General features: G+C 71.2%; 13 protein-coding genes. 7 read left to right on the top strand and 6 right to left on the bottom strand.

The window, feature by feature from the left end; translation table 11 throughout:
- Nucleotides 1–121: 121 nt before the first annotated feature.
- Nucleotides 122–3,325 carry a tetratricopeptide repeat protein gene (locus tag AB0M70_RS14105; protein WP_365819905.1) on the top strand — a complete coding sequence of 1,068 codons (3,204 nt, stop codon included), beginning with the start codon at nucleotides 122–124 and terminating at the stop codon, nucleotides 3,323–3,325.
- Here AB0M70_RS14105 and AB0M70_RS14100 read toward each other — a convergent pair.
- On the bottom strand, nucleotides 3,322–3,534 hold the full coding sequence (locus AB0M70_RS14100; protein WP_365820666.1) for a hypothetical protein: 213 nt from the start codon (nucleotides 3,532–3,534) through the stop codon (nucleotides 3,322–3,324). The genes AB0M70_RS14105 and AB0M70_RS14100 overlap by 4 nt on opposite strands.
- A gap of 19 nt (nucleotides 3,535–3,553) precedes the next feature.
- A complete protein-coding gene (gene mca / locus AB0M70_RS14095) occupies nucleotides 3,554–4,435 on the bottom strand; it encodes a mycothiol conjugate amidase Mca (protein ID WP_365819903.1) in 882 nt (293 codons plus the stop codon).
- A 117-nt stretch (nucleotides 4,436–4,552) separates the two neighbouring features.
- Between mca and AB0M70_RS14090 the strand changes: the two genes are divergently transcribed.
- Both AB0M70_RS14090 and greA read left to right on the top strand, forming a co-directional pair.
- Nucleotides 4,553–4,960: a DUF4307 domain-containing protein gene (locus tag AB0M70_RS14090; RefSeq protein WP_363208930.1), complete on the top strand. Its 408-nt coding sequence runs from the start codon at nucleotides 4,553–4,555 to the stop codon at nucleotides 4,958–4,960.
- A gap of 262 nt (nucleotides 4,961–5,222) precedes the next feature.
- Nucleotides 5,223–5,720, top strand: coding sequence for a transcription elongation factor GreA (gene greA / locus AB0M70_RS14085; protein ID WP_365819901.1), 498 nt, complete (start codon nucleotides 5,223–5,225; stop codon nucleotides 5,718–5,720).
- A gap of 61 nt (nucleotides 5,721–5,781) precedes the next feature.
- Here the strand turns inward: greA and AB0M70_RS14080 are convergent, their stop codons facing one another.
- The 3 genes from AB0M70_RS14080 to ilvA form a co-directional block, all read right to left on the bottom strand.
- Nucleotides 5,782–6,651: an ABC transporter permease gene (locus AB0M70_RS14080; protein WP_365819899.1), complete on the bottom strand. Its 870-nt coding sequence runs from the start codon at nucleotides 6,649–6,651 to the stop codon at nucleotides 5,782–5,784.
- Nucleotides 6,648–7,670 carry an ATP-binding cassette domain-containing protein gene (locus tag AB0M70_RS14075; RefSeq protein ID WP_365819897.1) on the bottom strand — a complete coding sequence of 341 codons (1,023 nt, stop codon included), beginning with the start codon at nucleotides 7,668–7,670 and terminating at the stop codon, nucleotides 6,648–6,650. The genes AB0M70_RS14080 and AB0M70_RS14075 overlap by 4 nt, the downstream gene beginning before the upstream one ends.
- A 254-nt stretch (nucleotides 7,671–7,924) precedes the next feature.
- Nucleotides 7,925–9,154: a threonine ammonia-lyase gene (gene ilvA / locus AB0M70_RS14070; RefSeq protein WP_365819895.1), complete on the bottom strand. Its 1,230-nt coding sequence runs from the start codon at nucleotides 9,152–9,154 to the stop codon at nucleotides 7,925–7,927.
- A 145-nt stretch (nucleotides 9,155–9,299) separates the two neighbouring features.
- Here ilvA and AB0M70_RS14065 point away from each other — a divergent pair, with 145 nt between their 5' ends.
- The 3 genes from AB0M70_RS14065 to AB0M70_RS14055 all read left to right on the top strand — a co-directional run bounded on the left by AB0M70_RS14065 (nucleotide 9,300) and on the right by AB0M70_RS14055 (nucleotide 10,638).
- On the top strand, nucleotides 9,300–9,803 hold the full coding sequence (locus AB0M70_RS14065) for a MarR family transcriptional regulator (protein ID WP_365819893.1): 504 nt from the start codon (nucleotides 9,300–9,302) through the stop codon (nucleotides 9,801–9,803).
- A gap of 101 nt (nucleotides 9,804–9,904) precedes the next feature.
- A complete protein-coding gene (locus AB0M70_RS14060; protein WP_365819891.1) occupies nucleotides 9,905–10,387 on the top strand; it encodes a sigma factor-like helix-turn-helix DNA-binding protein in 483 nt (160 codons plus the stop codon).
- Nucleotides 10,384–10,638 carry a hypothetical protein gene (locus AB0M70_RS14055; protein WP_365819889.1) on the top strand — a complete coding sequence of 85 codons (255 nt, stop codon included), beginning with the start codon at nucleotides 10,384–10,386 and terminating at the stop codon, nucleotides 10,636–10,638. The genes AB0M70_RS14060 and AB0M70_RS14055 overlap by 4 nt, the downstream gene beginning before the upstream one ends.
- A gap of 13 nt (nucleotides 10,639–10,651) precedes the next feature.
- Here the strand turns inward: AB0M70_RS14055 and AB0M70_RS14050 are convergent, their stop codons facing one another.
- Nucleotides 10,652–11,806 (bottom strand): cystathionine gamma-synthase, encoded by a 1,155-nt coding sequence (locus AB0M70_RS14050; RefSeq protein ID WP_365819887.1) that lies wholly within the window; start codon nucleotides 11,804–11,806, stop codon nucleotides 10,652–10,654.
- 90 nt (nucleotides 11,807–11,896) lie between these two features.
- Here AB0M70_RS14050 and AB0M70_RS14045 point away from each other — a divergent pair, with 90 nt between their 5' ends.
- The gene (locus AB0M70_RS14045; protein WP_365819885.1) at nucleotides 11,897–13,015 is read left to right on the top strand and encodes a hypothetical protein; all 1,119 of its coding nucleotides are present in this window, start codon (nucleotides 11,897–11,899) and stop codon (nucleotides 13,013–13,015) included.
- The last annotated feature ends 89 nt before the right edge of the window (nucleotides 13,016–13,104 follow it).

Raw genomic sequence — 13,104 nt, 5'->3', positions numbered from 1 at the left:
CTCAACCTCCCTCCGCGACAGGGGGATACTCCCACGTGATCCGTGGACTCCCTCGCGTCCGAGGCCCGTACGCAGGACACTTGTGCCCGCAGGTGACCATTGCACTCGGAGGGGGAGCCATATGCGGGACAGCCATCGGGCCGAGGCCGAGCGGCTGTTGGTGCGGGCGGTGGAGGAAGAGGTGCGGCGCTCCGGCGGTCGTGTCGACGGGGGCGTGCTGCTCTCGCGGGCCCGGGGCGCGCTGGACGCCATGGGGCAGACCGCCGCCGAGGAGTACGCCGCCTATACGCAGGCGGTCGACGAGGCGGAGGCCGGGCAGCTCTCCTTCGGGCAGCGGTATGCCAAGGAGGGGGCCGGAACTCCGCTGCTGGTGGCGGCCGTCGCGGCCGTGGGCGCGTGTCTCGCCGACCTGGTCCTCGGGACCGGGGTCTCGACCGCCATGGGTGCGGGCGCCGCCGTCGCCGTCGTCGGCGCGGCCACCACCGTCGTGAAGGTCACCGCCTCCCACGTGCCCGCGGCCAGCCGCCGCGCCGGCGCGATCAGCCAGCCGGGCGGGCCCGAGCAGCTGCGGCTGCAGTGGCTCACCGCCCTGGAGGTGCGGGGCATCCGGCCCTTCCTCGACCAGCAGCGCGTGCTGCAGGCCCCCTCCGGCAAGAAGAAGACCTCACCGCAGCTGCGCGGCACGGACAAGAGCGCGGCGGCCCGCAGGCGTACCGTGCTGGAGCAGTCCTTCGCCCAAATTCCGCAGCCCGAGGGCCCGTTCGCCGGGCGGCGTGCCGAGCTCGCGCGGGTCGCCCAGTGGGTGCACGCCGCGCGGGCCAGCACCGAGACACGGCCCACCGTCGTCGTGCTGCACGGCGCGCCCGGCTCCGGGCGCTCCTCGCTCGCCGTGCGGGCCGCCCACGATCTGCGGGACCAGTTCCGGGGCGCCTGCGTCGTCGACCTGCGGGGCGAGAGCTCCCAGCCGCTGTCCACGCGGGACGCGCTCCTGCATCTGCTGAATCGATTGGGCGCCCCGCGCGAGCAGCTCCTGTTCCGTGAGCGTTCCTCGCAGGAACAGCAGGTCAAGCGGCTCAGCGAGCTCTACCACCAGCATCTGACCGGCCTCCCCGTGACCATCGTCCTCGACGACGCGAGCGACCCGGAGCAGGTGCGCACCCTCGTGCCCGAGCGCTCCGACAGCCTCGTCCTCGTCACCACCCGCAAGCCCCTGGAACTTGCGGCGGACCTTCCCGCCTGGGTGCACCAGCTGCCGGTGGAGCCGCTCGACGCGGCGGGCGCGGAGCAGCTCCTGCGGGACGCCGCGGAGGACACCTCCGAGCCGTACGACGCCGAATCCGCCGACGCCGTGCGGGAGTTGTGCGGCGGGCTGCCGCTCGCCCTGCGCGTCGCCGGGTCCTCCATCGGCGCGCGTACGACACGCCAACTCGCCGCCGACCTGGCCGCGTACGGCCCCTCCGAGAAGGTCGCGCCCGTGGAGCGCGTCCTGTGGCTGCGCTACACCGACCAGTCCGAGTCCGCCCGGCGTCTCCTGCGCAGACTCGCGCTTGCCGGGCGCGCCTCCATGGGGGCGGCCGCCGCCGCTGCCCTGCTCGGCGCCGACGAGCAGGAGGCGGCCCGCCGGCTGACCGCGCTCTCCCGCGCGGGCCTCGTCGACCACGTGCGCGGCAGCCGCTACCGCCTGCACGATCTCGTACGCGCCTTCGCGCTCGCCCGGCTCATCGACGAGGAGGAGCCCGCGGAGCGCACCGCCGCGCAGGAACGCCTGGTCGTCAGCTACAGCGAGCTCGCCGGATCGGTGATCCGCCTGGTCGACGGGAAGATGTCGACGCGGGCAGGCCAGTTCGACCGGCACGGCTTCTCCTCCCTGGAGGCGGCCCTGCGCTGGCTGGACGACGAGTCGAGCTTCATCACGGCGGCCCTGCGGCACGCGGAGGGCGTCGACCAGGAGGCGGTGCTGAATCTCCTGGGCGCGCTGTGCGACTACTGCCTGCTGCGCGGCGACCTCTACCGCCTGGGCGAGATCAGCGAGCTGACGCAGGCCGTCGACCAGGGTCTCCTCTCCCGGAGCGTGCGGTGGCGCACCGGCATCGCGTCCCGCCAGCTCGGCGAGCTCGACCAGGCGCGGACGACCCTGACCTCGGTCGTGGACCTCTACATGGAGGCGCACCAGGACGCGGGCGCCGCCCTCGCCCTGTGTTCGCTGGGGATCACCCTGCACCACCAGGGCAATCTGACGGAGGCGGCCGCGCGCCTGAGCGAGGCCCTCGAACTGCAGGGCGCCGACGAACTCGCCGGTGACCGCGCCTGGACGATGCACGCCCTCGCCGCGGTGGAACGCGACCGCTCCAACCTCAACAAGGCGCTGGGGCTCCTGGAGGCCTCCCTGACCCTGCACCGCGAGAACGACTCCCTGCACGGCGAGGCCTGGGCGCACTTCCAGCTCGGCCAGCTCTGCCTGCGCATGGGCGACGTGCCGCGTGCGGAGGAGCAGCTGCGGGGCGCCCTGGACCTGTACGGGCGCACGCGGGACGGCCGCGGCGAGGCCTGGGCCCTGACGCAGCTCGCGCGGGCCCGCCTGGTGGACGGCGACGCGTCGGCCGCGGTCGACGGGCTGCGGCAGGCGGTGTCCCGGCACCGCGACAACGAGGACGCGCGCGGCGAGGCGTGGAGCGCCTACTACCTGGGCCAGGCCCTGGAGGAGGCGGGCAGCCTGGACCAGGCGGTGCGGGAGCTTGAGCGCTCACGGACGATGTTCTCGCGGATGCGCGACGTGTACGGCCTGGCCTGCGCCCGGCACCACTCGGCCCGGGTGACCCGCGACCAGCGTGCCGCGCAGACGGGCTCGCTGCGCAACTCCGGCTTCGCCCGCCAGCTCCTGGTGGACGCCCGCGCCGACTTCCAGCGCATCGGCGTCGCGCACGGCGAGGCCTGGACGTGCCTGGAGCTCGCGGTCGTGGACGCGGGGAACACGCGGGCCCAGCAGGCGCTGGCCCTGTGCGACGAGGCGGCCGCGCTGTTCGCGTCGTACGGCGACCGCAGGGGCGAGGACTGGGCCCGCTTCCTGCGCTGCACCCTGCTGCCGTACGGATCGCCCGGCGGCTGGGAGATCGGCACCGCCGTCGCCCAGGAGGAGCTCAGCCAGCTGGCACGCGCCGGTCATCCGACGCGCGACGGCAAGCTGGACGACTACATGGAGGCGTTCGGACTGCTCCTGGAGCGCGGCGCCGACCTGGAGGCGGGCTGGCAGGCCTGGCGCCTGGGCATGGTGCCGAACCGTCACTCCCGAGAGGTGATGGGAGTGACGGTGGCGAGGGCGGGCTAGCCCTTGCGGGACTCGGCCTCGGCGGGCTTCGCCTCGCCGGAGGCCGACTCCGCGGGCTCCTTGAAGTCGACCTTCCGCATGTGCTTGTTCATCGACTTCATCAGCCCCCAGACGGCGACAGCCATCACCGCGAAGACGATGAACCCGAGAACACCCGGGGTCACCTTGTCATCGTCGACCTCTTTGGCGAGAGGGACGAGATGCGTCATTGCCAGATGTACGTTCACGCTAGGCATTGTCGCGGATGCCCGCAAAGAGGTCGTCCTCGGGGAGGGATGTATCGACGAGCGACTTCGCGAGCTCGTACTCCTCCGTGGGCCAGACCTCCTTCTGGAGCTCCATGGGCACCCGGAACCAGCCGCCCTCGGGGTCGATCTGCGTGGCGTGCGCGATCAGCGCCCGGTCGCGGACCTCGTAGAAGTCGGCGCAGGGAACGTGCGTGGTCAGCGTCCGCTCGACCCGCTCGAACTCGTCCCACCGCTTCAGCCAGTCCCCGTAGGGCGACTCCAGGCCGCGGTCGAGCATGGCCTGGTGGAGCGCCTCGGTGCGCGGCCGGTTGAAGCCCTGGTTGTAGTACAGCTTCTGCGGCTGGAAGACCGGGCCGTACTCGCTCTCGGGGTACTTCTCGGCGTCCGCCGCACCGTCGAACGCCACCATCGTGATCTTGTGGGTCATGATGTGGTCGGGGTGCGGATAGCCGCCGTTCTCGTCGTACGTCGTGATGACCTGCGGACGGAAGGAGCGGATCTGCCGGACCAGCTCGCCGGCCGCCTTGTCGACGTCCTCCAGGGCGAAGCAGCCCTCGGGCAGCGGCGGCAGCGGGTCGCCCTCGGGCAGGCCCGAGTCGACGAAACCGAGCCAGTCCTGCTTGACGCCGAGGATCTCGCGGGCCTCGTCCATCTCCTTCCTGCGCACCTCGTGGATGTTCTCCTGGATGTACGTGTCACCCTGGAGCTTGGGGTTGAGGATGTCGCCGCGCTCCCCGCCCGTGCAGGTGACGACGTGCACGTCCACCCCCTCGGACACGTACTTGGCCATGGTGGCCGCGCCCTTCGACGACTCGTCGTCGGGGTGGGCGTGCACGGCCATCAGTCGCAGCTGCTCAGTCAAGACTCGATCCTCAGTGATCCGGCGCCGCCCTGGTCAATTCGGCGCAATGAACGGCTTCTATAGTGACGGAACCGGGGGGCAGAAAATTCCGGCATCCCCTTTTACTGGAGGACGATCATGGCGGCCGTGAGCGAGAAGCTCCCCGATGGCCGGTACGGCCGCGAGCGCACGGCCGACGAGCGCGCGGACCGGAAGCTGAAGGTCATCGGCTCGGTCCTGGGTGTGCTCTTCCTCCTGATGATCGGCTGGTTCGGATACGACTACGTCTCCGGCACCAAGGTCAGCGGCGAAGTGATCAAGTTCGACGTCGTCTCGGACAGCGCGGTCAAGGTGCACCTGGAGGTGCGCAAGGACGCGGACGCGAAGGGCTACTGCACCCTGCGTTCCCAGGCCGAGGACGGCGAAGAGGTGGGTCGCGCGGACTTCCGCTTCGACCAGCACGAGGGCCGGATCGACAAGGTCGTCACGTTGCGCACGAAGGCGCAGGGGACGAGCGCCGAGCTGCTCGGCTGCCACTCCGACTGACTTCCGGCTTCGGCTGGCTTCCGACTTCGGCCGGCTTCCGACTTCGGCTGGCTTCGACCCGCCCCGGCCGGTCCCTCGCGTCACGCTGACCGGCCGACGCCCCGTGTGTACCGGGGCTCACCTGCGTCGACGTATTTCTGATGGCTTATGTCCTCCCCCTCACGCGCCTGAATTGTTAGGCTCGTGGTTTCGCCCACCCGTGAGGGAACATCCTTCTGGGTAGGGCGATGCTTTGTATTCCCAGTACCTACGAGGAGCACCTGTGACCCAGACCAGCGAGAACGTCACCTGGCTGACCCAGGAGGCGTACAACCAGCTCAAGGCCGAGCTGGAGTACCTGTCTGGTCCCGCGCGCACCGAGATCGCTACGAAGATCGCGGCGGCACGTGAGGAGGGCGACCTGCGCGAGAACGGCGGGTACCACGCGGCCAAGGAGGAGCAGGGCAAGCAGGAGCTCCGCGTCCGCCAGCTGACCCAGCTCCTGGAGCACGCCAAGGTCGGCGAGGCGCCGGCCGCGGACGGCGTGGTCGCGCCCGGCATGGTCGTGACGATCGCCTTCGACGGTGACGAGGACGACACCCTGACGTTCCTCCTCGCCTCGCGGGAGTACGCGAGCTCCGACATCGAGACGTACTCGCCGCAGTCCCCGCTCGGCAGCGGCGTGAACGGAAAGAAGATCGGCGAGGACGCGCAGTACGAACTGCCGAACGGCAAGCTCGCCTCGGTGAAGATCCTCCAGGCGCAGCCGTACCAGGCCTGAGGCACGCATCGGCGACGCGAAAGGCCCCCTGCACCGAGCGTGCAGGGGGCCTTTCGCATGATCAGCCGTCCGCGCGGCGGTACTTGCGGACCGCGAGCGTCCGGAACGCCACGATGATGAGCACGGACCAGATCAGCGACGCCCAGACGGGGTGCTCCATCGGCCAGGCTCCGGTGACCGACTTCGGAACTCCTTCGATCGTGTTGCCGAACAGCTCTCGGGCCGCCGCCACCGTGGCACTGAACGGGTTCCACTCGGCGACGTACTGGAGGAACTTCGGCATGCCGTTGACCGGCACGAACGCGTTCGAGATGAACGTCAGCGGGAAGAGCCAGATCAGCCCTCCCGAGGTCGCCGCCTCGGGGGTCCTGACGGACAGGCCGATCAGCGCGCCGATCCAGGTGAACGCATAGCCGAGCAGCAGGAGCAGGCCGAAGCCGGCGAGGACCATGCCGAGGTTCTCGTGCGTGCGCCAGCCGACGACCAGGGCCACCACCGCGAGCACGGCCAGGGTCACGGCCGTCTGCACCAGATCCGCGAGGGTGCGTCCGGTCAGGACGGCGCCACGCGCCATCGGCAGCGACCGGAAGCGGTCGATCAGACCCTTGTGCATGTCGTCGGCGATGCCCGCGCCGGCGCCCGCCGTGGCGAAGGTGACGGTCTGCGCGAAGATGCCCGCCATCAGGAATTCCTTGTAGGCGCTCGCGCTGCCGGCGGGTGCGCCCGGGATGTTGATGGACCCGCCGAAGACGTACGTGAACAGGACCACGAACATCACCGGCTGGATGACCCCGAAGAGGATCATCTCGGGAATCCTGGTCATGCGGATCAGGTTCCTGCGGGCCACGACCAGCGAGTCCCTGGCCGACTGGACGATGCCGCCCTTGGGGCGCGGCGCCAGGGTCTGTCGGGTGTCGGATACGGCGCTCACTTCGCGTCCCCCTCGTCCTTGACGTCCGCGCCGGTCGCGCCGGTCGCGCCGTCTTCGCCGTTCTCGCCGTTCGGCGCCGTCTCGGCCGCGTGGCCCGTCAGCGAGATGAACACGTCGTCCAGGGTCGGGCGGCGCAGGCCGATGTCGTCGATCTCGATGCCGCGGGCGTCCAGCTCGCGGATGACCTCGGCGAGCAGCTTGGCGCCGCCGGAGACCGGGACCGTGAGCTTGCGGGTGTGGTCCTCGACGGCGACCTCGCCCTTGCCGAGGCCGCGCAGGACCTCCGTGGCCGAGGTGATGTCCTCGCGCTCGTGCACCACGACCTCGACGCGCTCGCCGCCGGTCTGTGCCTTGAGGTGGTCGGATGTGCCGCGCGCGATGACCCGGCCGTGGTCGATGACGCAGATGTCGTGCGCCAGGTGGTCGGCCTCTTCGAGGTACTGCGTGGTGAGCAGCAGGGTCGTGCCGCCGGACACCAGCTCCTGGATGACCTCCCAGAGCTGCTGGCGGTTGCGCGGGTCCAGGCCCGTGGTCGGCTCGTCCATGAACATCACCGGGGGCGACACGACGAGCGCGGCCGCGAGGTCGAGGCGGCGGCGCATGCCTCCCGAATACGTCTTGGAGGGGCGGTCCGCGGCGTCGGCGAGGTTGAAGCGGTCGAGCAGCTCGCCCGCCCTGACCTTCGCCTCCTTCGCCCTCATCTGGTAGAGCTGGCCGACCATCTGGAGGTTCTCGCGGCCCGTCAGGTACTCGTCGACGGCGGCGAACTGGCCGGAGAGGCCGATCGACCGCCGCACTTCGTTCGGATGCTTCAGTACGTCGATGCCCGCGACGACCGCGCGGCCCCTGTCCGGCGTCAGAAGCGTCGTCAGACAGCGCACCGCCGTGGTCTTGCCCGCGCCGTTCGGCCCGAGGAGGCCGAGCACGGTGCCTTCCGGGACATCCAGATCGACGCCGTCCAGAGCCCTTACGTCGCCGAAGGTCTTCACCAGGCCTTCGGCGTAGATGGCGCCTGGCATGTGGGTTCTCCCAGTGGTTTGGGTGACTTCCTACGGAAAAGCTTAGATTTGCCGGGTACCAAGCGCCCGGTGACCAATGACGTGAGACACACCATAACGCGATACATCGCGTCTGTTCAACGGAATGGGTGAGCCTGTGGACAACGCAAAATAGCCGGGGACCGCACCCTGACGCAGGCGATTTTCGCCGTGGCACAGGCGTTTTACGCCGTGGCCGGCCGGTGGCGGGCTCGGTCGGCCGATGACGGGCTTGCTCAGCCGATGACGGTGTAACCCGCCTCGCGCAGCGCCGCACCCACCTCGGTGCAGTGCGCGGGCCCCTTGGTCTCCAGCTGCAACTCGACCTCCACCTCCGTGAGTCCGAGGCGCGGATCGGTCCGCACATGGCCCACGTCCAGGACGTTGGCGTCGACCACTGACAACACTCCGAGGAGCGTGGCCAGGGCACCCGGCCGGTCCGTGAGGCGCAGGCGCAGCGACAGGTAGCGGCCGGCCGCCGCCATGCCGTGGCGCAGGATCCGCTGCATCAGGAGCGGGTCGACGTTGCCGCCCGACAGAAGCGCGACCACCGGCCCCTCGAAATCCTGCGGCCTGCTCAGAAGCGCCGCGACCGGGCTCGCGCCCGCCGGCTCGACGACCATCTTGGCCCGCTCCAGGCAGAGCAGCAACGCGCTGGACAGCTCGTCCTCGGAGACGGTCACCACGTCGTCGAGGAGCTCATCGATGATCTTGAACGGAACGTCGCCGGGGCGTCCGACCTTGATGCCGTCCGCCATCGTCGCGGGGTTCTCGATCGACACAGGGTGGCCTGCCGCGAGCGAAGGCGGGTACGCCGCGGAACCCGCCGCCTGCACACCGATCACCTTGACGTCGGGGCGCAGCGACTTCACCGCCACCGCGATGCCCGCCGCGAGCCCGCCGCCGCCGACCCCCAGGACCAGGGTGCGCAGCTCGGGGCACTGCTCCAGGATCTCCAGGCCCACCGTGCCCTGCCCCGCGATGATGTCGGGGTGGTCGAAGGGGTGGATGAAGACCGCGCCCGTCTCGTCCGCGTACTCCTGAGCGGCGGCCAGCGTCTCGTCGACGACCTGACCGTGCAGCCGCACCTCCGCGCCGTACTCCCGGGTGGCCGCGACCTTGGGCAGTGGCGCGCCCACCGGCATGAAGACCGTGGACCGCACGCCGAGCAGCGAGGACGCCAGGGCCACGCCCTGCGCGTGGTTGCCCGCGCTCGCGGCGACCACACCGGCCGCACGCTCCTCGGGCAGCAGGCCCGCGATCCGTACGTACGCGCCGCGCAGCTTGAAGGAGCCCGTCCGCTGGAGGTTCTCGCACTTGAAGTGGACCGGCGAGCCCACCAGGCCCGACAGATGCCTGCTGCCTTCCATCGCCGTCACCCTGGACACACCCGAGAGCATCTTCTGGGCGCCGCGCACATCGTCGAGGGTGACCGAAGGCAAGGAGTGACGCGTGCGGTAGCTCATGACCGCAAGTCTCCCAGTTCACACCGGTGTCCTCCTGCGGTGACCACGGGGCGAGACTGGTTTGCGCAGCGCCGGTACGCCCCGCGTCCCGGCCGCGTACCCTGTCCCCCAACCCATCGCCCTCGCATGAAGTGAGCCCCCGGCCATGCCCACAACTCCGGACATGACGACCGCCAGCGATCCCGGCCTCCTCGACACGCTGCAGCACCAGGTGGCCGTGTTCGCCCGCCGTGCGGAGCAGACACGCCTCGGCGGCGTAGGACAGGTCCGCAACTCCATGGACCGCGCCGCGTACCTGCTGCTCAACCGCCTCGACAAGGAAGGGCCGATGGGCGTCAAGGCGCTCGCGGCGAGCATGGGCATCGACTCCTCGACGGTCACCCGGCAGGTCGCCCCGCTGGTCGACACGGGGCTCGTCAAACGCACCTCGCACCCCGAGGACGGCCGTGCCGTGGTGCTCCAGCTCTCGCCGCGCGGCGAGGCCCGCCTGAACGAGGTCCGCTCGTCCCGGCGTGACCTCATGGCCGAGCTGACCGGTGACTGGTCCCCGGAGGAGCGCGAAAGCTTCTGCACGCTCCTCACGCGCTTCAATTCGGCGCTCTCCGCCCGCCAGACCTCGCAATCGGCTCCGGACGCGCCCGAGTCCTGAGCCCTGGGCCCCGACTCCCGGGGGTTCCCGCCTCTTGACCTGGCCCAGGTGCCTGGCCTCATATGAGACCGGGGGCCCGGACCCCCCAGGCGGGAGGCGCGGTGCGCGAACGGCAGGCGTCGGTGAGCGCCCGCCGGGCCCGGGAGTTCGAGGCGTTCGTCGCGGGCGCGGCAGGGCGGCTGCTGCATGCCGCGACGCTGCTCACCACCGAGCCACCGGACGCCAACCCACGCGCGCGTGCCCTGCTCACCGCATCCCTCGCGCACTCGTACGCGAGGTGGGACCGCATGCGCGGCGAGGACCCGTACGACCGCACCCGCCAGCAGCTCGCCGTCCGCTTCGCGCGCGGCGCCTGGCGCAGGCACCGCAGCCACGGCGGCGTCCTGGCCCGGCTCACGCCCCAGGAGCGGCTGATCCTCGTGCTGCGGCTCTACGAGGGCGTCGCCGAGGAACAGACAGCGGCGCTGCTCGGGCTGCCCACCGACCGCGTCGAGACGATCTGCGCCCGCGCCATGGAGACGGTGCTCCACCCGCCCCGCGGCCCCGCGCCGACCGTCCCCCTGGGGGAGGCGGCCCCGTCATGAACCAGTACGACCGCAAGGCGGGCCAGGTCCGCCACCTCCTGGACGACGGCACGCCCCCGTCGGCCCCGCCCGAGCTGTACGAGGAAGCCGTCCGCATCGGCGGCCGCATGCTGCGCCGCAGAAGGGCGCTGCGCCGGCTGCTGTGGCTCATGCTGCTCGTGGCGGCGGTCGCCTTCGTGGTGTGGGCGTCGGTCGAGCAGCCCTGGGTGGAGCCGCCGTCGGAGACGACCCCACCGCTGACGCGCTGGTGACGCGCGGCCCGCTCTAGCCCAGCGCCTGCTGCAGGTCGGCCAGCAGGTCGTCCGCGGACTCGATGCCCACGGAGAGCCGCACCAGGTCGGCCGGCACCTCCAGGGCCGAGCCCACCACCGAGGCGTGCGTCATCCGCCCCGGGTGCTCGATCAGGGACTCCACGCCACCGAGCGACTCCCCCAGGGTGAACAGCTTCGCGCGGTCGCAGACGGCCACCGCGGCCCCCTCGCCCCCGGCGACCTGGAAGGACACCATCCCCCCGAACGCCTTCATCTGCTTGGCCGCGGTCTCGTGACCGGGGTGCTCCGGAAGCCCCGGGTAGAGGACACGCGTCACGCGCGCGTGCCGCGACAGCATCTCGGCGACCTTCGTCGCGTTCTCGCTGTGCCGGTCCATCCGGACGGCCAGCGTCTTGATGCCGCGCAGGACCAGCCACGCGTCGAAGGGCCCGGCCACCGCGCCCATCGCGTTCTGGTGGTACGCCAGCTCCTCGCCCAGCTCGGCGTCACCGACGACGAGGGCGCCGCCCACGACGTCCGAGTGCCCGCCCATGTACTTCGTCAGGGAGTGCACGACGACGTCCGCGCCGAGCGCGAGCGGCTGCTGCAGGTAGGGGCTCGCGAAGGTGTTGTCGACGACGAGCCGGGCCCCCGTCTCCTTGGCGACCTGCGCGACCGCGGCGATGTCCGTGATGCCGAGCAGCGGGTTGGAGGGGGTCTCCACCCAGATCGCCTTCGTGCGGTCGGTCACCGCGGCCCGTACCGCCGCCGGGTCGGAGGTGTCGGCGACCGACCACTCCACGCCCCACCGGGACACGACCTTCGCGAAGAGCCGGAACGTGCCGCCGTACGCGTCGTTCGGGATGACCACGTGGTCACCGGGAGCGAGCAGCGTACGCAGGAGGCAGTCCTCGGCGGCGAGACCCGACGAGAAGGCGAGCCCGCGCCTGCCCCCCTCCAGGGCCGCCAGGTTCTCCTCCAGGGCGGTGCGGGTGGGGTTGGCGCTGCGGCTGTACTCATAGCCGCCGCGCAGACCGCCGACGCCGTCCTGCTTGTACGTCGACACCTGGTAGATCGGCGGGACGACCGCGCCCGTGAGCGGGTCGGCGGTGTTGCCCGCGTGGATCGCGACGGTCTCGAAACTCTGGCTGCTGAAGCTGTCACTCATGTGGCCAGAGCCTAGTCCGGGACGGGAGAAGAGCCGACGAGTTCGAGACTGGTTCGCCAAGTGTCAGACCGGTCTGGTTCGCTTGTACTCATGGAGATTCTCTGGGTGCTGATGGCGGCGATCATGATCGGGGCGGTGCTCGGCCCGTTCCTGCTGCGCAGGCGCGGCGGAATCCGCCAGGTCGCGCCCGGTTCGCCGGACGCCGCGGACCCGGCGGACTACGGCTTCGCGCGTCAGGAGGAGCTGGACATCCGCATGCCGGGCCCGGACCGCGACCTCTTGGACGTCCTTGACGTGGTCCAGCAGTCGCAGAGCTGGAAGGCGGCCTCGCAGCTGCTCGCGGGCACGGAGGTGCACGGCGAGGTGCGCTGGCAGCGCGTGCAGGCGTTCGCGGGCGCGGCCTCCCTCGAGCTGCAGCAGCGGCCCGGCGGGGTCAGCGACCAGCCCGGCGGGCAGTGGCTGCGGGTGTGGCGGGCCGAGGCGCCCAAGGACGCGGGCGGCGCCGCGGTGCACGCGGAGTTCCTCGTCCAGCAGGCCTGGCGGTCCTCGACCTCCGGGACGGACGAGTTCCGGATCATCCTGGAGGAGGCGAAGGAGGCCTGCGCGCAGGCGGCGCTCCTCTCCCCCGGCGACCCCGTCCCGTACATCATCGAGCTCTCGATCGCGCGTGGCCTGGCGTATTCGCGCGCCGAGTTCGAGCAGCTGTGGCTGAAGATCCTGGACCGCGCGCCCGCGCACATGGGGGCGCATCTCGCGGCCCTGCACTACTGGTGCGAGAAGTGGCACGGCTCCCGCGAGCTGGCGGCCGACTTCGCGGAGGCCGCGGCGGCCCGCGCGCCCAAGGGCTCGCTCCTGTCCGCGACCCCCCTGTTCGCGGTGTACGAGCACCTTCCCGAGGTGAACCTGGTCCGTGGGTTCTACGAGAGCGAGGTCGTCACCAAGGCCGTCGAGGGCGCGCTCTACGCAGTGCACTCGGCCCGTCCCGACGACCCGATGCTGGCGCACGTGCGGCATCTCCTGGTCTTCTTCCTGGTCCGCAGCGAGCGCTGGGGCGAGGCGATGAACCAGCTGATCCACGTGGACGGCCACGTCGGCGCCCTGCCCTGGACGGTCTCCCCCGACCCGGCCGCGGACTACGCGGTGTACCGCGCGCTCGCGGTCGCGGGGTACGAGGCGAACGGCGGAAGCCCGGCGACGCTGTCGCACTGAGGCGGCCCGCCCGCCCCGGCCGAGGAATGCGGCTCACCCCGCGCACGTTGACGTAGAAGCCGTCGGCTCCGCCCACCAGCACCCGCCCG

The sequence above is a fragment of the Streptomyces sp. NPDC051214 genome (assembly GCF_040682375.1).
Classification (GTDB): Bacteria; Actinomycetota; Actinomycetes; order Streptomycetales; family Streptomycetaceae; genus Streptomyces.
The sequence above is the reverse complement of the archived record's forward strand: the minus strand, read 5'-3'. Positions and strand labels throughout refer to the sequence as shown.